We start from the raw sequence: 25,218 nt of genomic DNA, 5'->3' as shown, positions 1-25,218 counted from the left end.
CCTCAGCAGATATCTTCATTTTTATTTAGTATGTGAAATTAGCACTGTTGCAGTTGCTAAAATACCTTCCTGACGTCCAGTAAAACCGAGTTTTTCGGTAGTTGTGGCTTTAATACTAATTTGTGTTACTTCCACATCCAACACATCGGCAATACTTTGGCGCATTTCCAAAGTGTGCGTAGCAAGTTTTGGACGCTCACAAGCCACCGTAATATCGGCATTATTCAGTTTATAACCACGGTCTAAAATCAGTTGGTACACATGTTTAAGCAGCTCTCGGCTATCTGCACCTTTATAATTCGGGTCTGTATCTGGAAAGTGCTGACCAATATCTCCTAAGGCCAATGCACCTAACAGCGCATCACACAGCGCATGCAACACCACATCACCATCTGAATGTGCTTTTAAACCTTGTGTATGCGGAATTTGAACACCTGCAAGCGTCACAAAATCCCCTGCTTCAAAGGCATGAACATCTAATCCTTGTCCAATTCGAATATGTGCAACCATGTTCAACTCCTGTAGAAATAAATCATTGAAATCTTGTATTCATACTTTCGATTTCGCTATAGTTAGACTAGCGCAACATAGTGAAAGTATAAGCGATCATGCTGTTGAAATCTGAAATTTATCTTATCAAAAACTTAGGCACACTGCTGCTATTTGGCTGTTTATATTCATCTTTCTCTTATGCTCAAGGGATTGATTGTTCTACTGCTGCCCAAACAAAGCTCAGCAAAGTGTGCAATGATGATTTTTCAGAATTACGTGAAAAATTAAATGATCAACATTTAACTGCATATTTGATGAGTGATGCGCCAATTCGCCTTATAGAAGACACTCAACAGTTGTGGATGCAACGCCTACAGCAATGTAAAAGTTTAAATTGTTATACCCAACAATTTGATGTACGTATCGATCAACTGAATTTTTTTACCTCTATGAATCAGAGCATGACCCAGCATTATTTAAAATATGAAAATGGTCAATTTGCTGCACAGCCTGTGCATTTACAGATTCATCAACTCAGTAAAAATAGCATTAAAATTGAAGGACTTGCTTATCGCAATCCGAACAATCGACTCGAATCGCAAAGTATTGCTTTTTTAGCCTACACCACACCTGAACAAAAAACAGAAATTACTGACAATGAACATGATTGCAGTTATCAATTTGACTATTCTAAAGCGATATTAAAAATACACACTCGCCAAAAAGGCTGTGAGCGCTTTGCAGGAATATACCGTTTATATGATTAAGTCTGTTTAAGCCTTATCAATCTTCAGATTAACCACCACAACACGAATGGTAAGCTTAAAGCTGCACACACTGTTTGCAGGCTAATGACCGTTGCCATCATCCGACTATCACCACCTAAAACCTGTGTTAGAACATAAGCGGCAGATGCTGTCGGTAAAGCAAAAAACAAGACCAGTATTTGTGTTTCTAAAACTGGTAGTTTCAAACCCCAACAAACAAGCCATGCCAAAGCAGGCATAAAGAGCAAGCGACCAACGACATTTAATCCCAAAGGCATTAAGTCTCGCTGTAAACCATTAAACTGTAGTGCTGCCCCTACACACATCAGCCCTAATGGTAAACTACATAAAGCAATCTGCCGAATTAAATGCTCTGCGCCGATCCACAAACTCAGCCCTGATATGTTAAACAAACCACCGACTATACAGCCTAAAATCAGTGGGTTTTTCATCAGTGCATATAAAATTTGCTGTGGCTGTAAAGTCTTGGTATCACTCAAAGCAAGTACCGACAATACATTGACCAATGGAATGCAAAACACCAGAATAATTGCAAACAGTGCCATGCCCTGCGCTTGAAACAATGCTGCGACTAATGCTAAACCAATATAGGTATTGAAGCGCACCATGCTTTGCATATACACCCCAAAGCGTGCCGCAGGTGTCTTAAAATAATGCCGTAAAGCGTACAACAGAGAACTTGCCAATGTGACCACGATACCCACCACAAACATAATTTGTGCGATTGATTTCGCTTCAATGTGTGCTGTGGCAAGGTTTAAAAACAGCATGCTTGGAAATAAAATATAATAATTTAATTTCTCTGCACCTTTCCAGAATGGTTCATCCAGTACGTGAATACGCTTCAATGCATAGCCCATTGCAATTAAAGCAATTAAGGGGAACAGTGCAATAAAAATTAACTGGGTCATGATGTACTCGGTGTGCCACTGATCTGCTTAAATTTTATAGAGAACGTCTGTTAAGCTTCGGCTATTTCAGTAGTTTATAAGATGATGAAGAACTATATCCACTCCACCTTAATTTAGTTCAATATCAACGATGGGTATGAATTGACATCACAATGCCCATACTGGCAAGCATGGAAATCACAGCTGTACCACCATAGCTCATCAGCGGCAATGGGTCACCCGTAACAGGTAAAATACCACTCACCATCCCAGAGTTTAAAAACACAAAGAAAAAGAAAGTCAGCCCAACTGTACCTGCATACAAACGGCCAAAATTATGGAAACAGTTCATCCCTATCATTAAGCAGCGTAAAATAATGGCAGCAAACAAACTGAACAGTAAAAATACACCTATAAATCCAAATTCTTCGGCATAGGTCGACATAATAAAGTCAGTATGATGTTCAGGTAAGTAACCCAAGTGTGACTGGGTTCCTTCCAAATAGCCCTTGCCTGTAAAACCACCTGAGCCAATTGCAATTTTTGACTGAATAATATTCCAGCCTGCACCCAAGGCATCAGATTCAGGGTCAAACAAGGTCAAGACTCTTTTCTTTTGATATTCCTGTAAAAAGAACATCCAAAGCAAAGGTGCAGCAACAGCCAAAGCCCCAATTGCACCTAGAATCAAACGCCACGACATCCCACTTAAAAATAAGGCAAATACACCTGGAATAATCAGGCCAATATTCAAGTCAGGTTGTAAGGCAACAAGGACAAAAGGAATCATCATCAACACTAAGGCAACAATGATATGAATAAATTTAGGCGGAAAAGCACGACGAGAAAAATACCACGCCATCATTAACGGCATAGCAAATTTCATAAACTCACTGGGTTGCATGCTGCCAATTCCGGGTAAGCTGATCCAGCGTTTTGCGCCCATACGGGTTTCACCAATGAGCAGAACAAGCCCCAGCATGACCACAGCAAACATATAAAAATACGGACTAGCCGCCTGATACACTTTCGGTGGAATTTGCGCAAGAATGATCATGGCCACAAAACCAATCCCAAAACTAGTGGCTTGGCGTAAAACCATCCCCATGTCTTGTGCTGTGGCACTATACACCACCATTAAACCTAGAATCGCATTTAGAATTAAAAAGCATAGCAACCACGGATCTAAATGTAGTTTAGTCCAACGTGAGGAATCATTTTTAATGCTTCTACCATCACGTAATGAGTGACGTAAAAAACGATACTGCTGCGATGGATTCATACGGCTCAAAGGTTTTAAATAGACAGAACGGACAATTATAGAAGCAAAGCTGCACAGAGTGAATCATTAAACTATAATCGCTGAAATTTCCACTTTATCTTGTGGTTTTACAGGGCTTGTTGTTGTGCAGATAAAATTAAACGTGCAAGTTCCAAATCATCAGGATAGGTGATTTTAATATTATCAGAACGCCCCTGTACGACATTGACTGCATACCCCATAGCTTCTAAAGCACTGGCTTCATCCGTAATAGTATGTTTCTGCTCCAAAGCAGATTCGATTGCGGTTTTGAGCACACTTAGTTTTGCAATTTGAGGGGTTTGCGCCTGCCAGAGATGGTCACGGCTGACTGTTTTTTCAATTTGAGGTGCATGTGCAACGTGCTTTAAGGTATCTCGCACAGGAATAGCTAAAATTGCACTTTGATCTGTGTCTTGTGCAGTCTTATACAGCTGCTCTAGACAAGTAGTCGTAACACAAGGACGTGCTGCATCATGCACTAAGACCCAGTCATCTGCATGTGCAATTTCCGCCAAATAACGTAGCGCATTCAGTACAGAGTCTACTCGCTCGGCGCCACCTAAGCAAAAATGTGCTTTTTCTTTTTGGGCCAAATTTAGGTTTTGTGCTACATCATCTGCTTGACCTATGGCCAAAACATAGCCTGCCAACGGTAAATGATTTAAACGTGCAATACTATGCTCTAAGACAGTTTGATCTTGTATGGTTTGATATTGTTTTAATTCAGTTTTTGAAAAACGGCTACCCGAACCCGCTGCGGGAATAATCGCCCAAAGTTTAGGGTGTTGTGGCGGTTGCTGCGGGTTGTTGTGATTCATTGGTGCGTAAATCTACAGTTGAATTGGGTTGAATATAAATGGGTTTATATTGTGTGCTGATGGTACTCATTTGCACAAATGTTTCATGTGGCTTAATCAAGCCTAAATCTAAACGGGCATGCTCTTCTATGGCTTCTACCCCATTTTTTAAGTCATACACTTCTGCCGCAAGTACACGATTGCGTTCTTTGAGATCTTGATTTAATTCTGTTTGTTGTTGGATTTTTTCTGTCAGTGCGGCATGGTCCTGATAACCACCCTCACCAAACCAATATAAATATTGAAACCCTGCGATCAAAAAGATCGCAAGGCCCAACAATGCTTTACTCGCTTTGGAGTCAAATACATTTAACATGCACGATGTCGCTTAGTTCAAACCTTTGAATTCAGCTTTACCGCGATATGCAGCTTTCGTCAATTCTTCAATACGAAGTAATTGGTTATATTTTGCTACACGGTCAGAACGGCACAATGAACCTGTTTTGATTTGACCCGCTGCAGTACCCACTGCAAGATCTGCAATTGTAGAGTCTTCAGTTTCGCCTGAACGGTGTGAAATAACAGTGGTATAACCATTTGCTTTAGCAAGATAAATAGCATCAAGCGTTTCAGTTAAAGTACCAATCTGGTTGTATTTAATCAGAATTGAGTTAGCAACTTTCTCATTAATACCACGTTGTAAGATTTTTGGATTGGTCACAAATAGGTCGTCACCTACCAATTGAATCTTGTCACCCAAAATAGACGTCAAGTAAGACCAACCTTCCCAATCAGATTCATCCAAACCATCTTCAATTGAGATAATTGGATATTGGTTGACCAAACCTGCTAAATAGTCAGAAAATTCATTGCTTGAGAATGCTTTATTGCCTTCACCTGCAAGAATATATTGACCATTTTTGTAGAATTCTGAAGATGCACAGTCAAGCGCAAGCATCATATCAGAACCAGCTTTGTAACCCGTTTTCTCAATTGCTTCAAGAATAACAGTAATTGCTTCTTCGTTTGAACGTAAGTTCGGCGCGAAACCACCTTCATCACCTACTGCAGTATTCAAACCTTGTTTTTTCAATACAGATTTCAACGAATGGAATACTTCTGCACCTGCACGTAATGCTTCAGAGAATGAAGTGAAGCCTACTGGCTCAATCATAAACTCTTGGATATCTACGTTGTTGTCTGCATGAGAACCACCATTTAAGATGTTCATCATTGGTACAGGCATAGTCAAAATTGTTTGACCACGTAAATCTGCGATGTATTGGAAAAGAGGAATTTTCTTTTCGTCTGCAGCAGCACGTGCAGCAGCCAAAGATACTGCTAGTGTAGCGTTTGCACCTAGTTTTTCTTTGTTTTCAGTACCATCAAGCGCGATCATGGTGTTGTCGATGTCTTTTTGTTCAAACACAGACTTACCTACTAACGCATCACGGATTAGCGTGTTCACGTTGTTGACTGCAGTTTTAACACCTTTACCCAAGTAACGTGCTTGATCGCCATCACGAAGTTCTAGAGCTTCACGAGAACCAGTTGAAGCACCTGATGGTGCACATGCACGGCCAACTACGCCAGATGCTAAGATTACGTCTGCTTCGATGGTTGGGTTACCACGAGAGTCCAAAATTTCACGTGCACGAATGTCAACGATTTGGCTCATGAACAATTCCTCAGTTGATTAATAACAAGATGCTTTTGATCGCATCAATGAGTCTATAATTTAATATACGTCTAACTTAGTGTGTATCTAGCTTTTTGAAACCTTTAACCAAGGTATCCAATTCTTTGAGCTGTGCCAAGAACGGCTCAAGCTGTGAGAGACGCAAGGCACAAGGTCCATCACATTTTGCCTGCTCAGGATCAGGATGCGCTTCTAGGAATAAACCAGCCAAGCCTGTTGCCATGCCTGCACGTGCCAAAGTGGTAATTTGTGCACGGCGACCACCTGCTGAATCTGCGCGACCACCAGGGGTTTGCAAGGCATGGGTTACATCAAAGAACACAGGAACATTCATTTCTTTCATGATGTCAAAGCCAAGCATATCTACAACCAAGTTGTTGTAACCAAATGCTGAGCCACGCTCACAAAGAATGAGTTTGTCATTCCCTGCTTCCAAACACTTATGCAAAATATGACGCATTTCGTGTGGCGCAAGGAATTGTGCTTTTTTAATGTTGATAATGGCTTGAGTTTTCGCCATCGCTTCAACCAAATCGGTCTGGCGACTTAAAAACGCAGGAAGTTGAATAATGTCAGCTACTTCTGCCACAGGTGCAGCCTGATATGGCTCATGCACATCGGTGATAATTGGCACATTAAAATGCTTTTTAATGTCAGCCAGCCATTCAATGCCTTTTTCCAAGCCTGGACCACGAAACGAGTTCAGGCTTGAGCGGTTGGCTTTATCAAAACTGGCTTTGAACACATACGGGATATCTAAGCGTTTGCAAATATCCACATAGGTTTCAGCAATTTCAAAAGCAAGGTCTTTGGACTCAAGGACATTCATGCCGCCAAACAATACAAATGGCAAATGGTTCGCCATTTGTATATCACCTAAACGGACAATTTCCTGTGGTTTTAATAGTGACATTTAAACTTCCTAGTCTATTCCTAAAGCCATCTTATTTGTTTTTTTGATGCTGTTGCTTCGCTGCACCAATAAAGCCTGCAAACAATGGGTGTCCATCACGTGGCGAACTGGTAAATTCTGGGTGGAATTGTACCGCAATAAACCATGGGTGTTGCGGAATTTCCACAGTTTCAACCAAGTGCTGAATTGGTGAATAACCCGAAATTTTTAGACCTGCTTCTTCAAGCACTGGAATATAACGGTTATTCATCTCATAACGGTGACGGTGACGCTCAACAATTTCGTTAGAACCGTACACTTGTGCAGTTTTTGTGCCTTCTACCAATTCAGATTTTTGTGCACCTAAACGCATTGTGCCACCTAAATCAGAATCAACAGAACGCTGTTGCACTTCGCCGCGCTCATCTAACCATTCAGTAATCAAACCAATGAGTGGTGACTTGGTTGAACGGTTAAATTCTGTTGAGCTTGCATCGGTAATACCGGCCACGTTACGTGCATATTCAATCACAGCCAACTGCATACCTAAACAGATACCCAAGAAAGGTACACCGTTTTCACGTGCATACTGGATTGCCTGCATTTTACCTTCAGTACCACGCTCACCAAAGCCGCCTGGTACTAAAATCGCATCTGCATCTTTCAGTACAGTGCGTACATCTTGGCTTTCTAGTTCTTCAGCATTAACGTAGTCAATTTCAACTTTGACACGGTTTTGAATACCCGCATGCAGCAATGCTTCGTTTACAGATTTGTAAGCATCTGGCAGTTCAACATATTTACCCACCATCGCCACACGAACGCTGTACTCTGGGTTCAATAATGCTTCAACTACGTTGTCCCAATCAGATAAATCTGCTTCAGGAAGATCATTGAAACCAAAACGCTCACAAATTAAATCATCAACGTCTTGCTCATAGAAAGTACGTGGAATTTGATAAATGGTTTTGGCATCTTTACACACCACCACCGCACGTGCTTCCACATTCGTAAACAGTGCAATTTTACGGGTCGTGTCAGCATCGACATCATGTTCTGTACGACAGATCAGAATGTCTGGTTGAATACCAATAGACAATAATTCTTTAACAGAGTGCTGAGTTGGCTTGGTTTTCAACTCTGCAGCAGATTTGATATATGGCAATAATGTCAAGTGCATTAGCATAGTGCGCTTATGACCTAATTCTACCATAAGTTGACGTACAGATTCCATGAATGGGAGAGATTCAATGTCACCTACTGTACCGCCAATTTCTACGATTGCGACATCGTAGCCTTCGCCTGCGCGAAGTACACGTTCTTTAATGTTGTCGGTAATATGCGGAATTACCTGAACTGTGCCGCCCAAGTAATCACCACGACGTTCTTTGTTTAAAACGTCTTGGTAAACACGACCTGAAGTAAAGTTATTTAACTTGGTCATTTTCGCACGACGCAAGAAACGTTCGTAATAACCCAAATCTAAGTCAGTTTCAGCACCATCCTCTGTGACAAAAACTTCACCATGTTGGAAAGGACTCATTGTCCCTGGATCGACATTAATGTATGGATCCATTTTGACCATGGTTACTTTCAAACCACGGGCTTCTAAAAGTGCAGCAACTGAAGCAGCTGAAATACCTTTACCTAGTGATGAAACTACACCACCAGTCACGAAAATAAAATGGGTCATTGGGTTTCTCGTACAATCGAGCCTAAATAGGCCTACAATGTTGCGCAATTTTACTTTACTCTGCACCAATAAAGCAAAGTCATTCCGCATCAATTCATAGAACAATAAACAATTGGTTATTCTATCAGCATTTCCAATAAAAAATTAGAACTTCTTGAGAGGATTTTCATCTGTCATTTTATTGCTATAATACGCTCGTCTATCCGATCTTTTATTTTGTGCGATTATGAATAAGAAACTTTTAATCTGTGGTGCAATTGCAACGGCGTTGTTGGTAACTGCATGTGTTAAAAAAGAACAGCCAAAGCAAGATGAGCAAGAGCAAGTTGAAGTTCAAACTGAACAAACCACTGAAACTGCTCAATTTGAACCACTAGAACCTGTAGAAAGCATTGAAGATGCTGAACCAGAAATGCCTGCACATGTAGAAGTAGAACGTACTGAAACAGCGAATACTACGACTGAAATTCGCCGTGAAACACCTGCACAACCTGCTGCCGCACCTGCTCCAAGAGCTGAAGCACCTGTTGCAGAAGACAAGCCAACTCAGGCACGTCCAAGCAATACATCTGGCACACAATCTGAAGATGATGCAGTTGCCGCTGCCATTGCTGCTGCAACCCCAGCACTTGAGAACTAAGACATATTCAAGTTTGAAAGTGTAGACTACAAATCAAGTCCATTTAAATTTTGAACTAAGTCCAATGTTAAAAACCCAGTACATCTTGTTGATGGCTGGGTTTTTTAATGGGTTGAATTACTGCGCTATATCAGATGATCAATGAATTGGGTTAGGTCGTGGCAATTCTGACTGTACTTTAAAATAATTAGCAATCAGACGTGACGCCCATGATTTGGTAAACCCAACACCTTCATAAAAACCACAATGGCTACCTTTACGGGTAGTCACCACCATAATATTTGGCATGTTTTGAATGGTTTCTTTATAAGGATCAAAGTTCTTAATATGACATACAGGATCATCTTCCGCATTTAAAACCATGAGTGGAATTTTGACATTCTCAAACACATAAATTGGATTAATTGCCTGCGTATAGCTGTCGTAATCTTCAAATCCTGCCAATTCAAAATAGGCTTTTTCAAACTCCGCCAAAGTGGTTGCACTTAAAACTTGCGACAAAGATTTCACATTTTGCCAAATGTGCTGATGCGGCTGAATAAAAAATTTGAGCAGCTTTTTGGTCATCACCTTACTGTAAAAAGGATGCACATGCTGAAAGCCTGACTCCGTGTTATATCCTGGGCAGAGTGCAAATGCCGCCTTAAACGGGGCTTGCTCCCCTTCTTCACCCAAGTAACGTACCAGCAAACCGGTGCCTGCCGATGAACCAACAGCATATAATTCTGATTGTGGAAATTGCTGCTGAATAAATTCGATTTGTTCACGCAAATCATGGGTTGAACCAAATAGATTAATTTGCGGTACAGGCATCGGTAAATTGCCATGCCCACGGCGTAGACATAAAGCAATCCGCCATTGGGTTTGTTGGTGTAAATCTCGCACCAATTCACGCATACTTTCTAAAGACCCAGTAATAGTATGCATCAACACAATTGTAGGTGTATCTACAGGCAGGTCATAACCGACCCAAGCCACTGCGGTGACACCACCATCCTGCATAGTTAGTTGATCGACCCGATCATACTGCTGGCGAATGGTTTTCTTTTTAATTAAATCAAAATATAAAAGATGCGCATGTGTGTTAGATAACCACGGCGTCGGACGGTATTTTTCTTTCAGTTGTGGCAATTTATCTAGCACCCGACGGATTTCTCCATGCGGGTGATAATACAAGGTAGGTAAGTCTGCGCCTGTAACTTGATCTAATACAGCTTGTGTAATTTGCGCTATTTTTTGTAATGTAGACATCATTTTACTCCCAAGCAATACATGTATTTTTAAGCATGTCCACCCGAAAACCGATTTCTAAAACAAACCACACTGCCATACACACGCATTATTTTACTTTTCGGCTGGCATAAAGGCCGCCATACGCTGTCCCATTTGTACAGCTAAAGCCTCTAAACCACTTTTCGGGCGAATCATTACTTCAAAATCCACAATTTGTCCTTGTGTATTAAACTGGATCATATCAATCCCTTTTAACTTCTTATCTCCCACATTGGCAGAAAATTCAAGTACAACATTGCAACCATCTTGTGAATAAAATTCACGGTGATAAGTAAAGTTTTCAAAGACCTGTATTACATTGGTCAAAATAAAAAATACAACTTGTTTGCCCGCATAAGGTTGATAGGCAACAGGAGAACGAAATACCACTTCATCTGCCAGTAGCTCACTTAAAATAGACATATCACGGTTTTGCAGCATTTCATGCCAACGCTGCACGGCTTGTTGTGTTGTTTCCAGACTCATTATGATTTCCTTATAAATTTGAATATTTCAATCTATAAAATAAAAATTTTGTTCCGAAGGAGCAGACGCTTTATACTGCCCCACTCCTAAAAAGAACCAAGCAAATATAAAGCGCTAAAATTGTCTAGATTGTTGCGGCCAATTCAGCACCCTGACGAATCGCACGTTTAGCATCCAACTCGCCTGCTTCTTTGGCGCCACCAATTAAATGCACGTTTTTACCTGCTGCTTGTAATTGCTCGTACATCGCAGTGTAAGACTCCTGCCCTGCACAAATCACCACATGATCTACTTCTAGCACAGTACTTTGACCATTCACGGTAACGTGTAAGCCCTGATCATCAATTAGGTCATAGCTTGCACCTGCAATCATATTTACGTTACGGTTTTTTAAACCTGTACGATGAATCCAGCCTGTGGTTTTGCCCAAGCCTGCACCCACTGACGATGCTTTACGTTGCAGCAAATAAATTTGACGCGGTGAAGCTTCTACATTAGCTTTTTTAAGTCCACCAACCTGCGCATAATTGGTATCAATCCCCCATTCATCATAGAATTTTTCAGGGTTTAAACTGCCACTTTCACCTTCATGGCTTAAATATTCCGCAGTATCAAAACCAATACCACCTGCACCAATAATTGCGACTCGTTGCCCTACAGGTTTACGCTCTTTCAGCACCTCAATATATGACAATACTTTAGGATGATTGATGCCTGGAATATCAAGCTGGCGTGGTGTTACCCCAGTTGCTACTACAATTTCATCAAATGAAGAATTTTCTAGTTGCTCAAAAGTCGCAGGATGATTCAGTTGCAATTTAATATTCGGTTGCAACTCGATTTGACGCTTGAAATAGCGCAAAGTTTCATAAAACTCTTCTTTGCCCGGAATGGTTTTGGCAATATTGAATTGTCCACCAATTTGGTTAGATGCTTCAAAAATGGTGACCTGATGACCTCGTTCTGCAGCATAGGTCGCAAAGCTTAAACCCGCAGGCCCAGCGCCAATCACCGCAATATTTTTAGTTTGAGTCGCTTCTTTAAAAATCAGTTCTGTTTCATGGCAAGCACGTGGATTAACCAAACATGAAGCAATTTTCATAGAGAAAATATGGTCTAAACAGGCTTGGTTACATCCAATACAAGTATTAATTTCATCACTACGTCCTTGCTCTGCTTTTTGTACAAAGAACGCATCGGCTAGCATTGGACGTGCCATAGACACCATATCGGCATGTCCTGCTGCCAATACGTATTCTGCCATTTCTGGGGTATTAATACGGTTTGAGGTAATTAAAGGTACTTTAACCAAGCCTTTTAATTTTTCTGTGACCCATGTAAAGGCTGCACGCGGTACTTTTGTGGCAATGGTTGGAATACGTGCTTCATGCCAGCCGATTCCTGTATTGATAATAGTCGCACCAGCCTTTTCAATCGCTTGTGCCAATTGCACCACTTCTTCAAAGCTTGAACCGCCTTCGACCAAGTCCAGCATTGACAAGCGGTAAATAATAATGAAATTTTCACCAACTTCAGCACGGGTACGTTTTACGATTTCAATTGGAAAACGGATGCGGTTTTCATAACTACCGCCCCATTCATCATCACGGTGGTTAGTACGTGCAGCAATAAATTCGTTAATTAAATACCCTTCCGAGCCCATGATTTCGACACCATCATAACCTGCGTATTGTGCCAATTTGGCACAGTTCACAAAGTCTGCAATGGTTTGCTGTACTTCTGCCGAAGTTAAAGCATGTGGTTTACTTGGGTTAATCGGCGCCTGAATTGCAGAAGGTGCAACAATATCAGGCTGATAAGAATAACGCCCTGTATGTAAAATCTGTAAGGCAATTTTGCCGCCTGCATCATGCACAGCCTGTGTCACTACTTTGTGTTTTTCTGCTTCTTGACGGGTGTCGAGTTTATTGCCGCCTGCAAAGGTTAATCCAGCATCATTGGGTGAAATACCGCCTGTAACAATCAGCCCCACTCCACCTTTGGCACGCTCTGCATAAAAAGCTGCCATGCGTTCGTATCCACCCGGTGCTTCTTCAAGCCCCACGTGCATAGACCCCATTAAGACTCGATTTTTTAAAGTGGTAAAGCCTAAATCTAAAGGCGCAAGTAAGTATGGATAGCTAGACATAGAATCTCCCTGCTGGCAAAAATGCTGGCTGTTTTATGCTTAATGCAACTTGTTGCATACTTTTATATTCTAGATTTGATTTTTATGCAACATGTTGCATAATTAAAGCTGAAAAAATAAAGTTGTTCTGTTTATGTCGCTCGCTCACGTTTTATTGACCAGTCTGATTGAAAAACCCAGTAATGGCATTGAATTGGCACGCCGTTTTGACCGCTCTATGGGCTTTTTCTGGAATGCGACTCATCAACAAATTTACCGCGAACTAAATAGCATGCTAAAAAAAGGCTGGATTTCCACCCTTGAAGATGAAGATTCCAGTAGTCGCAGTAAAACCTATCAAGTAGAAGCTTTAGGGCGACAGGAATTGGCAAACTGGATGGTCGAACAAAGTCCGCCTGCACAATTACGTGAAGAACTGATGGTGCGTTTACGTGCCGAAGCTCAACTTGGTGGCAACAGTGTATTGCCTGAACTAGAGCGCCATTTGGTATTACACAAAGCCAAGTTACATACTTATCAACAAATTTTTTCCAAAGATTTTCGCCAAGCACCAGCTAACAACCGCACCCTATATATTCATAAAATGATTTTACAGCTCGGAATAGATCAAGAAATTGGCTGGATTGAATGGTTGGAAAAGGTCATTCCTGAACTTAAAAAATTTGATGCTGATAACTCACATTAAATGCAGATTTTTGGAATGATGAGTAATCCTTTGAATTATTAAATTAAAGCCAATCACCATACAGAAATGATCAGGCTATGCTATAAAGAATAACGCATCTTTAACCACAACCATACAAGGAAATGCTGATGCCTTTTTACCGCATGCCCGATGGCGAAGCCCTATTTGTACGTGAATTTGGTCAAGGTGAGCCTGTGGTTGTACTTTCAGGTTTGGGCATGCACAGTTGGCAATGGTTGCCGTTTCTATATCAACATAAAAAGCAGTATCGCTTCATTATTCCAGACTGGCGTGGTTTTGGCGGTTCAGATCAATGTGCTGTTCCAGCGTTAGATGCCATTTCTAGTCATTGGCAAGATTTAAACAGCTTGATTCAACAGCAAAACCTACAACAGTTTAAACTGATTGGTTACTCGATGGGCGCAACCACAGCCATGCATGGCATGCAATATGGGCAACTGGGTTCGCATTTAAACAGCTATTTGCAAATTGACCAAGCACCTAAAATTGGGGTAGATGAAAACTGGCCCTATGGTTTATTTGGCGATAAGCATCAGCAATTTAAAGCATTATTAATTCATCTGTCCGAGTTTTTACATCAGCATGCCGAATATACCCATATTCAGCAAATGGATGTATTGCAACGTAAAAACTTGGTGGAACTCTGGCTACAATTTATTGAGCTACAAGCCAGCAATAAAATTAGTCCTTTTTTATTTAAACTGGCGGTTAAGCGCCCTGTTTTGCAACGTTATATTTTACCTACGCAACGCCTAGATTATTTACGTTGGTATATCGACAATTATTTACACCATCAAGAAGATTACCGCGACGCATTGAGTCGGCTCAGTTGCCCAACCCTGTTTTTTACAGGGGCACAATCAACCCTCTATGCGGCTGAGGGGCAACGCCAAGTGATGGAGCGTATGCCAAATGCTAAACAGGTACTATTTCACCAATCGGGGCATACGCCTTTATTAACTGAGCCACTGAAATTCAGTCAGGAAATTGCCCAGTTTTTAAAGCTAAATCCCTAAAATAAAAACCGTGGAAAATGTATTGCGACATTTTACACCGTAGTTTCGCTCCACAGTACACCTTAATTTGCAAAAGCGGCAATACCTGTTTGCGCACGCCCTAAAATCAAGGCATGCACATCATGCGTGCCTTCATAGGTATTTACAACTTCCAAATTGACCAAATGCCTCGCTACGCCATATTCATCGCTAATACCATTACCACCTAACATATCGCGCGCCATCCGTGCAATCTCCAATGCTTTACCGCAGTTGTTACGCTTAATCAGTGATGTTCCTTCAAGTGAAGCAATGCCTTCATCTTTCATACGACCAAAACGCAATGCAATCTGTAAACCCAGCGCAATTTCAGTTTGCATATCGGCAAGTTTCTTTTGAATTAGTTGATTTGCTGCCAAAGGACGCCCAAACTGGATCCGATCCATTGTGTATTGATGTGCAGTATGCCAACAGAATTCAGCCGCCCCCATAGCACCCCATGCAATACCATAACGTGCACTGTTCAAACAGGTGAATGGCCCTTTTAAACCACGTACGTGTGGTAAAAGATTCTCTTCAGGTACAAATACATCATCCATGACAATTTCACCAGTAATTGAGGCACGCAAACCGACTTTGCCATGAATGGTCGGAGTTGAAAGCCTCTGCCAACCTTTTTCCAAAATAAAGCCACGAATATCGCCCACCTGCCCATCTGCAGACACTTCTTTTGCCCACACCACAAATACATTGGCAATTGGGCTGTTGGTAATCCACATTTTTGCACCCTGCAAACGGTAACCCCCTGCAACTTTATGTGCACGGCTATTCATGCTGCCAGGGTCAGAGCCAAAATCGGGTTCAGTCAGACCAAAACAACCGACCCATTCCCCCGATGCCAATTTAGGTAAATATTTTTGCTTTTGTGCTTCACTACCAAATTCATATATCGGCACCATCACCAAAGAACTTTGCACACTTGCCATAGAGCGATAGCCTGAATCGACCCGCTCTATTTCTCGTGAAATTAGGCCGTAACTGACATAACTTAAACCTGCTCCACCATATTGTTCAGGAATGGTGGGGCCTAACAAGCCAAGCTCTCCCATTTCACGAAATATTGTGCGATCTACTGTTTCATGTCTGAACTGATCACGCACACGTGGTAGTAATTTCTCCTGACAATACGCATAGGCACTGTCACGAATCATACGCTCTGTTTCTGTCAGTTGTTGCTCCAATAAAAATGGATCTTTCCAGTCAAAATTTACTTTCTTGTTATGGCTTGTTGGCGTGTGATTAGACGGTGAATTCTGTTGTGACATGGCATCCTCTGCGCATTATTTTGTTCAAACATGGCTCATCCCTATTTTAATCTTGTATTGCGTAAAATGGTCTGAGCAATACGTTATGTTCTAACATTAAAATGCAGTAATGAGAAGAAAAGTGAACCAGTATTCACTTATTAAGAAAAATTCAAGTTAATCCTGCTTTAAATATTTAGATACTTAAAACTCGTAAAAATAAGTGCTGGATTTGTGTTTCTATTTTGAGAACTTATACTCAATTCAAATAGTCCATCATGAGAATAAAACATGCGTAAATTAGTGGTCTTTTCGGGTGCAGGTATGAGTGCTGAAAGCGGGATCAATACTTTTAGAGATAGTGATGGCTTATGGGAAAAACACCGTGTTGAAGATGTAGCTAGTCCAGAGGCGTGGGCTAAAAATCCTGCATTGGTGCAGCGCTTTTACAACGAAAGACGCAAGAACATTCTTGATGCGCAGCCCAATTTAGCACATCAGTTAATTGCTGAACTTGAAGATGATTTTGATGTGCAAGTGATCACACAAAATATTGATGATTTGCATGAACGTGCAGGCAGTTCGGAAGTTTTACATTTGCATGGCAATATCCGCTTGGCTAAAAGTTCTGGACCAAGCGCACAATACACCACCGAATTTTTCCCGATACAAGGTGACTCGCTAGATTTAGAACGTGATATTTGCCCGCAAGGCTACCCTTTACGTCCACACGTAGTTTGGTTTGGTGAAGCTGTTCCTGCGTATGGAGACGCGATTGATCTAGTTCAAGATGCTGATATTTTTATTGTGATTGGCACCAGTCTAGTGGTTTACCCTGTTGCAGGTTTGGTGCATGAAATTCCAAAGAATTGTCAGGCTTATTATATTGACCCTAAAGCTATGCAAGCCAAGCTTCCTGTACAATTTCAGCGTATCGCACTCACAGCAACAGAAGCTATGCAGCAGTTATTTAAACAATTACAGCAAAACTAAAGTAATTACACCATTTGAAATTTAATCTGTGCTAGATGTCAAAAATTTGCTTAGGCTATTCCTGACATCTGATGCATCATTTTTACAATAGTTTTAGGTATCTCATTAAAACTTTGTTACCATCACTTTTTCTCTGTGTTTGTGATGTTTACTGCATATGACCTCATCTTATCAGCAACAGCTTGATGCAAAAGTTGCCCGTATTTCTGCCCAATTTTCCGAATTTGAACCGCCTGCTTTACAAGTATTTGCATCACCTGAACAGCATTACCGTATGCGTGCAGAATTCCGAATTTGGCACACAGAAGATGACCTGTTTTATGCCATGTTTGAACGCAGTGAAGATAAACAAAAAAATGTGATTCGCATTGATGAGTTTCCAATTGCAGATCACAGCATTAACGTCTTGATGCCCAAACTTTTGACTGCAATTAAAGCCAATCCAGCATTATCTACCCGTTTATTTGAGGTGCATTTTTTAGCAACCTTAAGTGGTGAAATGTTGGTGTCATTGCTTTACCACCGTAAACTCGAACAAGATTGGGAACTTGCCGCAAAAGACCTTGCAGCTGAATTAAAAATTAAATTGATTGGCCGTAGTCGTGGGCAAAAATTTGTATTGTCGGATGAATATGTGGTTGAACAGTTACAGGTTTTTGATCGGGCTTATACTTATAAACAAATTGAAAGTAGTTTTACCCAACCCAATGCTCAGGTCTGCCAAAAAATGCTGGAATGGGCATGCACGGTAGCCAAGCATTCAGAACAAGATTTACTGGAACTATACTGTGGTAACGGCAACTTTACCCTGCCATTATCGACTCGTTTTCGTCGTGTATTAGCAACTGAACTGGCAAAATCATCTGTATATGCAGCACAATGGAATATTGAGCAAAACCAGATTGAGAATATTCAGGTGGCACGTTTATCTGCAGAGGAATTTACCCAAGCCTATAATGGCGAACGTGAATTCCGCCGTTTGCAAGAAGCTGAAATTGAAATCTCAAGTTATGATTTTGATACAGTCTTTGTCGATCCACCACGTGCAGGTATAGATGATGCGACTTTAAAATTATTACAACGATTTAAGCGTATTATTTATATTTCATGTAATCCTGACACTTTGCATGACAATTTAAAAACCTTGTGTCAAAGCCATAAAGTGACCCAATTTGCACTGTTTGATCAGTTCCCATACACCCACCATGTTGAATCTGGGGTTTTACTGGAAAAGATTTAAACAATTTGTTGCAATATTCACCCATATTTACAAGATGAGTTTTCTTAGCTTTGTAAATATAACGATGTAAATGAATCAGTTAAAGAATTACAAGCACTTTAACTGTCATAATTTCGTTAAGAAAATGCAATATCATCGAAAATTCTGCAAGTCGTTTGCTGCTTTTATCACTTAGGTCGACTTGATTTATTTTTTATATTGGCTATATTTCGATCTATGTTAGGTTGTGAATGAAGGCTCTATGAGTTTTTGGCAAAAGTTGTTCTCTGCAGAACAGCAAAACGAGCATAAAAATCAAATTGCTTGTGTTGAAAATGATTGCTCTTGCAAGACGAATGAACAACTTCTCGACGCTTTAACCAAAGCGACCGATGAAGATGTGATTATCGGAATTAAGAAGGTTCTCGCATCGCGAGGTTTTAGCCGCAAAGAGTTGAATGAACTCCAGCATCTACCATTCCAGTAATGGAATATGACAAAAAGGCATTTAGTTTAACTAAGTGCCTTTTTTAATACCAAAACTTCAATACTAAAAATCAATCTGCCAAATAATTTTGTAACGCACGCAATGCGCTAGCTTGCATAAAAATTCCATTCAGCTTAATTCTAGCCAATCTTATTTTCACAATCCTACGGTAGTATTTCTAAAAACAAACAACGCACTGCCATACCCCCAATAATTCAAATTCAGAGCATCACACCATGAAAAAAACCAAACTTGCCTGTTTTGTACTCATATCTCTCAGTTTTAGCGCATGCAGCCCAATGCCTAAAGAATGTGCTGAGACTTGGGAGAAAATGGAAAATTTTGCTAAAAAAATGGGGATTTCAGATGAACAACTCAAACAGCAGAAAAAGCAATTTGAAGATGAAGTCAAAAATATGAAGGCTGATGAGGCTGCCAAAATTTGTAGCATGCAGAACACTGCTTTAGGCTTCATTCCTCAATAGCATGAGAGCTTTAAAGCGCTTGTTCAAAACAATCACGCCCCACAAGTAGTTGAGTCGATATAGGCAAATATAGGCCCCAAGTCACGGTGTATAGCAACCTGACGCTGTAATTGTGGAATGTACGCTGTAGAAATAGAGCCATCTAAATACAAAGCGTTTGGGGTTTTCAGCTGGTCTTTAAAAAACCTAGCAAATTGATAAAAAGTCACAGGTGTATTGCTTATAACAAAATACAAACGCTGGTTTTTCATACCTACACCATTTCTAATTTTGTAAGACTGACTATCTGCAAGAAAACGTGAATTTAACTGATTGTTGATAACCAACATAGGCCCCGATTGGGTAGCATAACTTGCTGCAAAGTTTTGATCTGCATATTGCTGGGTCGTACCCAAGAAAATTTGCTGCCGATTCCAAGCCAATACACCATTTGGCTGAATCAAAAAATTCCCCCAACCTTGCTGCTGCCTGTTTAATTTCTGAATTTGTTGCCCTTGCTCAATATACAGCCCCACAGGGCGATAATTATGATGAAACATACCTGCATTCATCGCAAATTGTAATTTCTCACAAGATGCTAAAGCCTGTTGCAGCTGTGAGATTTGCTTAAACGGTTTTACATTTAGATCATTCAGATATAAGCGCAAATGCTGCAAACGACTAATCTCAACGACATCTACATCAATATGCGCATCTTTTACAGTCCATGCACGTATCCCTGCTTGCACCACAGTACTAAGCAGCAGACTACTCAGTATCATGCAGTAAAATATATTTTTCATTCTACTAGCTCCTGCCATCGCTATGTTACAAATTGTGCATATATCTGAATGGGTTATCGCATATTTACCTCAGACACAGTACACTATAAACCCTCTTCTTATTTCTTTACTCATGTTACTTTATTGGTCAAACGTACAATGCTCAAGCAGAAAACACGATTTCCTTTAGGGGCACATTTAATTGTGAAACACTTCGGCTATAGCCATCATGGTATCTATGCTGGACGTGGGCGCGTGATTCACTATTCGGGTTTTGCACATCTTTTCAAAAAGCACCCGATTGAAATGACCAGTATTGAAAAGTTTAGTCACGGCAAAGAAATTAAAGTACAAAGCTACCATGCAGCCAAATATAAAGGGCGTAAAGTGGTACGTCGTATGCGTTCCAGAATGCATGAAAATAACTATCATCTAATTATCAATAACTGCGAACACTTATGTACCTGGGCCATTACAGGTGTAGAAAGCAGCCCTCAAGTGTTTAAGATGATGGATCGTTTAACCACGATTGGTTATGTCAGTTCACTGATGAGCTACATGAACAGTATGCTGCTCACGCTCACTACCACTTGCTTTGCACTGGTTCTGTATATTAAGAAAAAACTGCGTGATAAAGCTAAAATGCAGTTACCACAAATACTGATGAAGCAGGAACAGCATAAAAACCGCTAAGTGCTTATCTTTCCAAATCGCTATTTTATGATGCTTAACACAAGTCCCAAATCTATTCGATTTCCTGCTATAAAAAAGCCCAACTTGGATTAACAAAGTTGGGCTTTTACAACATTTACTAAAATTAGAAATGTAGCTTATTTTCCAGGTTTAAAGCTGTCTTTTAAGTCTAAAATACGGTTAAACACTGGTTTTTCAGCACTGTGATCATACTGATCTGCAACGAAGTAACCTTCGCGTTCAAACTGGAAACGATCTTCAGGTTGTGCTGTTGCCAAAGCAGGTTCAACAATGGCTTGAACCACGGTTAATGATTCAGGGTTTAAATTCGCCAAGAAATCATCGCCCACTTCTGGGTCAGATTCGGTAAATAAGCGATCATATAAACGGACTTCTGCTGCTACACCTTTCGTTGCAGATACCCAGTGAATCACGCCTTTCACTTTACGCCCCTCTGGGTTTTTACCCAAAGTTTCTGGGTCAATTGAACATTTCAGTTCAATCACTTCACCGCTGGCATCTTTAATCACTTCATCACATTTAATCACATAGGCGTGACGTAAACGTACTTCACCTTCTGGCACTAAACGCTTAAAACCTTTAGGTGGCACTTCTTCAAAGTCTTTACGATCAATGTAAATTTCTGATGTTAAAGGAATCGTACGCTCGCCCATATCTACATTTGGATGACGAGCATGGACTAAATCGAGTGCTTCAGGCAAGTTGGTCAAAGTCACTTTAAGCGGATTTAGCACCACCATGCCACGTGCTGCGGTATTTTCCAAAGACTGACGGATACAGTATTCAAGCATTGCTACATCCACAATACCATCCGACTTAGATACACCCACACGCTTACAGAAATCACGCAAACCTTCTGGAGTAAAACCACGACGACGCATACCCACCACAGTTGGCATACGTGGGTCATCCCAACCATTTACAAAACCACCTTCAACCAATTTACGCAATTTACGCTTTGAGGTGATGGTGTAATCGATGTTCAAACGGCTAGATTCATACTGATGCGGTACAGCCTCAGATTTCACTTTTTCCACCACCCAATCATAGAATGGACGATGGTCTTGGAACTCTAAAGTACACAATGAATGGGTAATGCCTTCAATAGCATCGGATAATGGATGCGCATAGTCATACATTGGGTACATTTTCCATTTATCGCCCGTTTGGTGATGCGATGAATGTAAAACACGATACAAAATCGGGTCACGCATGTGTACGTTTGGAGAGGCCATATCAATTTTGGCACGGAGTACTGCCTGACCTTCACCCAATTCGCCATTGCGCATTTTTTCAAATAAAGCCAAGTTCTCTGCCACAGAGGTATCACGGTATGGCGAGTTCTTGCCTGACTCTACAAAAGAACCACGGTTTAGCTTAATTTCATCTGGAGTTTGCAAATCGACATAGGCATCGCCTTGTTCAATCAACTGAACAGCCCAAGCATATAATTGATCAAAATAGCTTGAGGCGTAGCGTGGCTCGCCATTCCATTCAAAACCAAGCCACTTCACATCATTGGCAATACCATCTACATATTCTTGTTCTTCTGCATCTGGGTTGGTGTCGTCAAAACGTAAGTTACACACCCCTTGATATTCTTCTGCGATACCAAAGTTCAAGCAAATAGCTTTCACGTGACCAATATGCAAATAACCATTCGGCTCAGGCGGAAAACGTGTCACAACCTGTTGAGTGCGACCAGCCGCAATATCATCGGTAATGACTTGACGTATAAAGTCCAAGCCCGGCTGTTGTTCTTGCTGCACAGCATCGACAGAGGCATTTGAACTTGGTGTCGGGGTGTTTGGCAGAGATGCAACAACATCATTTGGCTTCATAGCAATAAAATCACTTCTAAAATAAAATTGAATTAACTGGGTTGCAAAAACTTCATCAGTGAAGCATTCATCACCCATTGGAACGCTTTTCCTTGTTTTTAACAAAGAAAATAACGTTTTTACTTGCCTTGTAGTTTACAGTTTGCTTATGCTTCTCTCAACCAAAAAACCCATGGCATTCGTGTCCATGTTTAGGAGATTACACAATGAGTTTTCCTCAAGTCGAATTAAACACCAATAAAGGTCGTATTGTTTTAGAATTGAACGCTGAAAAAGCACCAATTACAGTTGCTAACTTCTTAGAATACGTTCGTGATGGTTTTTATGACGGTGTAATTTTCCACCGTGTTATTGATGGTTTCATGATCCAAGGCGGTGGCATGGATGAGAACTTCAAAGAAAAAGCAACACGTGATGCAATTGAAAACGAAGCAGACAACGGCTTAAGCAATGATGTTGGTACAATTGCAATGGCACGTACTCAAGCACCTCACTCTGCTTCTGCGCAATTCTTTATTAACGTTAAAAACAACTCGTTCTTAAACCACACCGGCAAAACTGCACAAGGTTGGGGCTATGCCGTATTTGGCAAAGTGGTTGAAGGCATGGACGTTGTAGATGCGATCAAAGGCGTGCGTACAGGTAACCGTGGCTACCATGCAGATGTTCCACTAGAAAATGTTGTGATTGAATCTGCAAAAATCATTTCTGAATAAACGTCTTCTCTGCTTTGTGCATCTGTTTTAAAGCATCACTTTAAAATAGCAGCATCGGCACAGCCCCTCCTGTTAGATGGGGCTGATAAGAGTACGAAAAGGAAAAGATAGTGACTTATTTGTTTATCGCAGATTTACACTTGTCACCTGATCACCCTCGACTAGTTCGGGGGTTTTTAGATTTGCTGCATGCTTATGAGCATAAAAACACCCAGCTTTACATATTGGGTGACTGGTTTAATGCATGGATTGGCGATGATTACACCGCGACATGGTTAGATGAAATCATTGTGCAGTTAAAACAATTCACCCATGCAGGTAATCAAATTTATTTTATTGTGGGCAATCGTGATTTTGCCTTAGGACAAAAATTTCTAGATCAGTTTTCTGGGCAACTCCTGCCCGATGTACACACCCTTCAAATTGGCTCACACTATATACGTATAGAACATGGCGATGCACTGTGTACCGATGATGTGTCCTATCAAAAATTCCGTAAAATTATTCGTAATCCCATCATTTTAGGCATCTTAAAGAAAACTCCGCTCGCTTTTCGGCAAAAGCTTGCACAAGGTTTCCGTAAAAAAAGCCAACAGGCCAATCAAGTCAAAAGTTATGACGTTATGGATGTAAATGCTGATGCCGTTGCACAAGCCTTACAAGATGCCGATGTGTTAATTCATGGGCATACACATCGCCCAAACATTCATAACGAACATGGTAAACCCAGAATTGTGTTGGGTGACTGGCGCAAAGATGCGGCACAGATTTTAGAAATTGAACCCTCTCAAGAATTACAAGATTGGCAACTCAGCACGTGGAAATATTAATTTCAATATCCCCATTACATACAAGTCATTTATACAAAGGGAAATTTGCTTCGAATTAATAGCCGCCTTCAGACTGAATGACTTCCGCATCCGCTTTATATTTAGCCAGTAATTCACGCAATGAATTCATCAATACGCTGGTATCTACCCCAACTGCCACGAATTCTGTGCCTAAATCCAAATATTTTTGAGTCACTTCATGCTGGGTCGATAAAATACCTGCCGCTTTACCTGCTGCGCGAATCCGCTGAATTGCATCTACCACAGCAGCTTGTACTTCTGGGTGGTTCGGATTACCTTCATAGCCCATAGTGGCTGATAAATCGACCGCACCAATAAATACACCGTCGATGCCCTCTATGTTTAAAATATCATCCAGATTTTCTAAACCAGTCACTGATTCAATCTGAATCAATAAACAAATATTTTCATGTGCTGTTGCATAATAATTTGGAATACTGTTCCAGCGCGTTGCGCGTGCTAAAGCTGCACCTACGCCTCGTACTCCTTCTGGTGGATAGCGTACTGCTTTTACCATCAATTCGGCTTGTTCAACGGTTTCGACCATTGGAATTAATAAAGTTTGTGCGCCAATATCTAACAATTGTTTAATCAGTTGCACACTGCCTATAGGCGGGCGTACCACCGCTTGTGATGGATAAGCAGCGATACTTTGCAATTGTGACAAGGTGGTTCTTAAATCACTTGGTGCATGTTCACCATCAATTAATAGCCAGTCATAGCCTGCATTGGCGGCAATTTCAGTGCCGTAAGCATCTGCCAACCCCACCCATAAACCAATTTGCTGCTGGGTTTTCAGTTTACGCTTAAAATAATTGATATATTCCATCCATACACCTTCGGGATGCACCATTTGCAACTTTATATTTAACGCCTATTTGCAATAAACAACCAATAGCAAAAACGTCTAGCATGATTAAATTTAACACTAAGTTTAAATCGCTTGATTGCACACCTCTCCGCTTTATAGCACATAAATACGGCATGGGTTCGTTCCGCTCACCTGCTCTGGCATGTTAAGATTTTCAACTAAACCTGCCAGAAC

At 40.9% G+C, this 25,218-nt stretch carries 26 protein-coding genes; 11 read left to right on the top strand and 15 right to left on the bottom strand.

The window, feature by feature from the left end:
- Nucleotides 1–21: 21 nt before the first annotated feature.
- Nucleotides 22–510: a 2-C-methyl-D-erythritol 2,4-cyclodiphosphate synthase gene (ispF, locus tag HHA42_RS02815; protein WP_168460674.1), complete on the bottom strand. Its 489-nt coding sequence runs from the start codon at nt 508–510 to the stop codon at nt 22–24.
- A 98-nt stretch (nt 511–608) separates the two neighbouring features.
- On the opposite strand from ispF, the gene HHA42_RS02810 reads away from it, so the two are divergent.
- A complete protein-coding gene (locus tag HHA42_RS02810) occupies nt 609–1,259 on the top strand; it encodes a hypothetical protein (RefSeq protein WP_168525398.1) in 651 nt (216 codons plus the stop codon).
- Between the two features lie 23 nt (nt 1,260–1,282).
- Here HHA42_RS02810 and HHA42_RS02805 read toward each other — a convergent pair whose 3' ends face one another.
- The 7 genes from HHA42_RS02805 to HHA42_RS02775 form a co-directional block, all read right to left on the bottom strand.
- A complete protein-coding gene (locus tag HHA42_RS02805; protein ID WP_168525396.1) occupies nt 1,283–2,191 on the bottom strand; it encodes an AEC family transporter in 909 nt (302 codons plus the stop codon).
- A 124-nt stretch (nt 2,192–2,315) separates the two neighbouring features.
- A complete protein-coding gene (rodA, locus tag HHA42_RS02800) occupies nt 2,316–3,452 on the bottom strand; it encodes a rod shape-determining protein RodA (protein ID WP_168460671.1) in 1,137 nt (378 codons plus the stop codon).
- A 107-nt stretch (nt 3,453–3,559) separates the two neighbouring features.
- Nucleotides 3,560–4,291: a 2-C-methyl-D-erythritol 4-phosphate cytidylyltransferase gene (ispD, locus tag HHA42_RS02795; protein WP_168525394.1), complete on the bottom strand. Its 732-nt coding sequence runs from the start codon at nt 4,289–4,291 to the stop codon at nt 3,560–3,562.
- Nucleotides 4,251–4,646 (bottom strand): septum formation initiator family protein, encoded by a 396-nt coding sequence (locus tag HHA42_RS02790; RefSeq protein ID WP_168460668.1) that lies wholly within the window; start codon nt 4,644–4,646, stop codon nt 4,251–4,253. Before HHA42_RS02790 ends, ispD begins: the two co-directional genes overlap by 41 nt.
- Before the next feature lie 12 nt (nt 4,647–4,658).
- The gene (eno, locus tag HHA42_RS02785; RefSeq protein ID WP_168417394.1) at nt 4,659–5,948 is read right to left on the bottom strand and encodes a phosphopyruvate hydratase; all 1,290 of its coding nucleotides are present in this window, start codon (nt 5,946–5,948) and stop codon (nt 4,659–4,661) included.
- A 76-nt stretch (nt 5,949–6,024) separates the two neighbouring features.
- Nucleotides 6,025–6,882 carry a 3-deoxy-8-phosphooctulonate synthase gene (gene kdsA, locus HHA42_RS02780; protein ID WP_168417395.1) on the bottom strand — a complete coding sequence of 286 codons (858 nt, stop codon included), beginning with the start codon at nt 6,880–6,882 and terminating at the stop codon, nt 6,025–6,027.
- 31 nt (nt 6,883–6,913) lie between these two features.
- Entirely contained in the window at nt 6,914–8,554 is a 1,641-nt protein-coding gene (locus tag HHA42_RS02775; RefSeq protein WP_168460667.1) for a CTP synthase, read from the bottom strand.
- Between the two features lie 226 nt (nt 8,555–8,780).
- Between HHA42_RS02775 and HHA42_RS02770 the strand changes: the two genes are divergently transcribed.
- The gene (locus HHA42_RS02770) at nt 8,781–9,194 is read left to right on the top strand and encodes an internalin (RefSeq protein ID WP_168460665.1); all 414 of its coding nucleotides are present in this window, start codon (nt 8,781–8,783) and stop codon (nt 9,192–9,194) included.
- A gap of 138 nt (nt 9,195–9,332) precedes the next feature.
- On the opposite strand, the gene HHA42_RS02765 is transcribed toward HHA42_RS02770, so the two are convergent.
- From HHA42_RS02765 to HHA42_RS02755, 3 genes are all read right to left on the bottom strand, one after another.
- Nucleotides 9,333–10,448, bottom strand: coding sequence for an alpha/beta fold hydrolase (locus HHA42_RS02765; protein WP_168525392.1), 1,116 nt, complete (start codon nt 10,446–10,448; stop codon nt 9,333–9,335).
- Nucleotides 10,449–10,538: 90 nt separating this feature from the next.
- Nucleotides 10,539–10,952, bottom strand: coding sequence for a nuclear transport factor 2 family protein (locus tag HHA42_RS02760; RefSeq protein WP_168460663.1), 414 nt, complete (start codon nt 10,950–10,952; stop codon nt 10,539–10,541).
- A 124-nt stretch (nt 10,953–11,076) separates the two neighbouring features.
- On the bottom strand, nt 11,077–13,101 hold the full coding sequence (locus tag HHA42_RS02755; protein WP_168525390.1) for an NADPH-dependent 2,4-dienoyl-CoA reductase: 2,025 nt from the start codon (nt 13,099–13,101) through the stop codon (nt 11,077–11,079).
- 133 nt (nt 13,102–13,234) lie between these two features.
- Between HHA42_RS02755 and HHA42_RS02750 the strand changes: the two genes are divergently transcribed.
- Complete coding sequence (locus HHA42_RS02750; protein WP_168417401.1) at nt 13,235–13,786, top strand: PadR family transcriptional regulator; 552 nt, start codon at nt 13,235–13,237, stop codon at nt 13,784–13,786.
- Between the two features lie 128 nt (nt 13,787–13,914).
- The gene (locus tag HHA42_RS02745; protein ID WP_168525388.1) at nt 13,915–14,823 is read left to right on the top strand and encodes an alpha/beta hydrolase; all 909 of its coding nucleotides are present in this window, start codon (nt 13,915–13,917) and stop codon (nt 14,821–14,823) included.
- A 62-nt stretch (nt 14,824–14,885) separates the two neighbouring features.
- On the opposite strand, the gene HHA42_RS02740 is transcribed toward HHA42_RS02745, so the two are convergent.
- Nucleotides 14,886–16,127, bottom strand: a complete 1,242-nt coding sequence (locus HHA42_RS02740; protein ID WP_168525386.1) for an acyl-CoA dehydrogenase — start codon at nt 16,125–16,127, stop codon at nt 14,886–14,888.
- A gap of 270 nt (nt 16,128–16,397) precedes the next feature.
- Here HHA42_RS02740 and HHA42_RS02735 point away from each other — a divergent pair, with 270 nt between their 5' ends.
- From HHA42_RS02735 to HHA42_RS02720, 4 genes are all read left to right on the top strand, one after another.
- Entirely contained in the window at nt 16,398–17,099 is a 702-nt protein-coding gene (locus tag HHA42_RS02735) for a Sir2 family NAD-dependent protein deacetylase (RefSeq protein WP_168525384.1), read from the top strand.
- A gap of 157 nt (nt 17,100–17,256) precedes the next feature.
- A complete protein-coding gene (trmA, locus tag HHA42_RS02730) occupies nt 17,257–18,339 on the top strand; it encodes a tRNA (uridine(54)-C5)-methyltransferase TrmA (RefSeq protein ID WP_168460658.1) in 1,083 nt (360 codons plus the stop codon).
- A gap of 241 nt (nt 18,340–18,580) precedes the next feature.
- On the top strand, nt 18,581–18,805 hold the full coding sequence (locus tag HHA42_RS02725; protein WP_168417406.1) for a hypothetical protein: 225 nt from the start codon (nt 18,581–18,583) through the stop codon (nt 18,803–18,805).
- A gap of 236 nt (nt 18,806–19,041) precedes the next feature.
- Nucleotides 19,042–19,290 (top strand): hypothetical protein, encoded by a 249-nt coding sequence (locus HHA42_RS02720; RefSeq protein ID WP_168525382.1) that lies wholly within the window; start codon nt 19,042–19,044, stop codon nt 19,288–19,290.
- A gap of 32 nt (nt 19,291–19,322) precedes the next feature.
- Here the strand turns inward: HHA42_RS02720 and HHA42_RS02715 are convergent, their stop codons facing one another.
- Nucleotides 19,323–20,072, bottom strand: a complete 750-nt coding sequence (locus HHA42_RS02715) for a phosphodiester glycosidase family protein (protein ID WP_168460655.1) — start codon at nt 20,070–20,072, stop codon at nt 19,323–19,325.
- 138 nt (nt 20,073–20,210) lie between these two features.
- Here HHA42_RS02715 and HHA42_RS02710 point away from each other — a divergent pair, with 138 nt between their 5' ends.
- Entirely contained in the window at nt 20,211–20,744 is a 534-nt protein-coding gene (locus HHA42_RS02710; protein WP_168417501.1) for a lecithin retinol acyltransferase family protein, read from the top strand.
- Nucleotides 20,745–20,881: 137 nt separating this feature from the next.
- On the opposite strand, the gene HHA42_RS02705 is transcribed toward HHA42_RS02710, so the two are convergent.
- On the bottom strand, nt 20,882–22,606 hold the full coding sequence (locus HHA42_RS02705) for a glutamine--tRNA ligase/YqeY domain fusion protein (RefSeq protein WP_168525380.1): 1,725 nt from the start codon (nt 22,604–22,606) through the stop codon (nt 20,882–20,884).
- Nucleotides 22,607–22,812: 206 nt separating this feature from the next.
- Here HHA42_RS02705 and HHA42_RS02700 point away from each other — a divergent pair, with 206 nt between their 5' ends.
- Both HHA42_RS02700 and HHA42_RS02695 read left to right on the top strand, forming a co-directional pair.
- The gene (locus HHA42_RS02700; protein ID WP_019837255.1) at nt 22,813–23,322 is read left to right on the top strand and encodes a peptidylprolyl isomerase; all 510 of its coding nucleotides are present in this window, start codon (nt 22,813–22,815) and stop codon (nt 23,320–23,322) included.
- A 110-nt stretch (nt 23,323–23,432) separates the two neighbouring features.
- Entirely contained in the window at nt 23,433–24,152 is a 720-nt protein-coding gene (locus tag HHA42_RS02695; RefSeq protein ID WP_168460654.1) for a UDP-2,3-diacylglucosamine diphosphatase, read from the top strand.
- Between the two features lie 55 nt (nt 24,153–24,207).
- Here HHA42_RS02695 and hpaI read toward each other — a convergent pair whose 3' ends face one another.
- Nucleotides 24,208–25,002 (bottom strand): 4-hydroxy-2-oxoheptanedioate aldolase, encoded by a 795-nt coding sequence (gene hpaI, locus HHA42_RS02690; RefSeq protein ID WP_168417410.1) that lies wholly within the window; start codon nt 25,000–25,002, stop codon nt 24,208–24,210.
- Nucleotides 25,003–25,218: the final 216 nt, after the last annotated feature.

The sequence above is a fragment of the Acinetobacter sp. A3 genome, assembly GCF_012371415.1.
GTDB lineage: Bacteria > Pseudomonadota > Gammaproteobacteria > Pseudomonadales > Moraxellaceae > Acinetobacter.
Note: the sequence above shows the minus strand (reverse complement) of the source record. Positions and strands in the feature narration are given on the sequence as shown.

Excerpts from the sequence above, each read along its gene's own strand:
- hpaI (WP_168417410.1), bottom strand. The coding sequence starts at position 25,002 with ATGGAATATATCAATTATTTTAAGCGTAAACTGAAAACCCAGCAGCAA.
- trmA (WP_168460658.1), top strand. The coding sequence starts at position 17,257 with ATGACCTCATCTTATCAGCAACAGCTTGATGCAAAAGTTGCCCGTATT.
- HHA42_RS02810 (WP_168525398.1), top strand. The coding sequence starts at position 609 with ATGCTGTTGAAATCTGAAATTTATCTTATCAAAAACTTAGGCACACTG.
- HHA42_RS02725 (WP_168417406.1), top strand. The coding sequence starts at position 18,581 with ATGAGTTTTTGGCAAAAGTTGTTCTCTGCAGAACAGCAAAACGAGCAT.
- HHA42_RS02720 (WP_168525382.1), top strand. The coding sequence starts at position 19,042 with ATGAAAAAAACCAAACTTGCCTGTTTTGTACTCATATCTCTCAGTTTT.
- HHA42_RS02715 (WP_168460655.1), bottom strand. The coding sequence starts at position 20,072 with ATGAAAAATATATTTTACTGCATGATACTGAGTAGTCTGCTGCTTAGT.
- HHA42_RS02750 (WP_168417401.1), top strand. The coding sequence starts at position 13,235 with ATGTCGCTCGCTCACGTTTTATTGACCAGTCTGATTGAAAAACCCAGT.
- HHA42_RS02735 (WP_168525384.1), top strand. The coding sequence starts at position 16,398 with ATGCGTAAATTAGTGGTCTTTTCGGGTGCAGGTATGAGTGCTGAAAGC.
- rodA (WP_168460671.1), bottom strand. The coding sequence starts at position 3,452 with ATGAATCCATCGCAGCAGTATCGTTTTTTACGTCACTCATTACGTGAT.
- ispF (WP_168460674.1), bottom strand. The coding sequence starts at position 510 with ATGGTTGCACATATTCGAATTGGACAAGGATTAGATGTTCATGCCTTT.
- HHA42_RS02765 (WP_168525392.1), bottom strand. The coding sequence starts at position 10,448 with ATGATGTCTACATTACAAAAAATAGCGCAAATTACACAAGCTGTATTA.
- HHA42_RS02770 (WP_168460665.1), top strand. The coding sequence starts at position 8,781 with ATGAATAAGAAACTTTTAATCTGTGGTGCAATTGCAACGGCGTTGTTG.
- HHA42_RS02705 (WP_168525380.1), bottom strand. The coding sequence starts at position 22,606 with ATGAAGCCAAATGATGTTGTTGCATCTCTGCCAAACACCCCGACACCA.
- HHA42_RS02775 (WP_168460667.1), bottom strand. The coding sequence starts at position 8,554 with ATGACCCATTTTATTTTCGTGACTGGTGGTGTAGTTTCATCACTAGGT.
- HHA42_RS02740 (WP_168525386.1), bottom strand. The coding sequence starts at position 16,127 with ATGTCACAACAGAATTCACCGTCTAATCACACGCCAACAAGCCATAAC.
- HHA42_RS02760 (WP_168460663.1), bottom strand. The coding sequence starts at position 10,952 with ATGAGTCTGGAAACAACACAACAAGCCGTGCAGCGTTGGCATGAAATG.
- HHA42_RS02745 (WP_168525388.1), top strand. The coding sequence starts at position 13,915 with ATGCCTTTTTACCGCATGCCCGATGGCGAAGCCCTATTTGTACGTGAA.
- kdsA (WP_168417395.1), bottom strand. The coding sequence starts at position 6,882 with ATGTCACTATTAAAACCACAGGAAATTGTCCGTTTAGGTGATATACAA.
- HHA42_RS02710 (WP_168417501.1), top strand. The coding sequence starts at position 20,211 with ATGCTCAAGCAGAAAACACGATTTCCTTTAGGGGCACATTTAATTGTG.
- HHA42_RS02805 (WP_168525396.1), bottom strand. The coding sequence starts at position 2,191 with ATGACCCAGTTAATTTTTATTGCACTGTTCCCCTTAATTGCTTTAATT.
- HHA42_RS02790 (WP_168460668.1), bottom strand. The coding sequence starts at position 4,646 with ATGTTAAATGTATTTGACTCCAAAGCGAGTAAAGCATTGTTGGGCCTT.
- eno (WP_168417394.1), bottom strand. The coding sequence starts at position 5,948 with ATGAGCCAAATCGTTGACATTCGTGCACGTGAAATTTTGGACTCTCGT.
- ispD (WP_168525394.1), bottom strand. The coding sequence starts at position 4,291 with ATGAATCACAACAACCCGCAGCAACCGCCACAACACCCTAAACTTTGG.
- HHA42_RS02700 (WP_019837255.1), top strand. The coding sequence starts at position 22,813 with ATGAGTTTTCCTCAAGTCGAATTAAACACCAATAAAGGTCGTATTGTT.
- HHA42_RS02755 (WP_168525390.1), bottom strand. The coding sequence starts at position 13,101 with ATGTCTAGCTATCCATACTTACTTGCGCCTTTAGATTTAGGCTTTACC.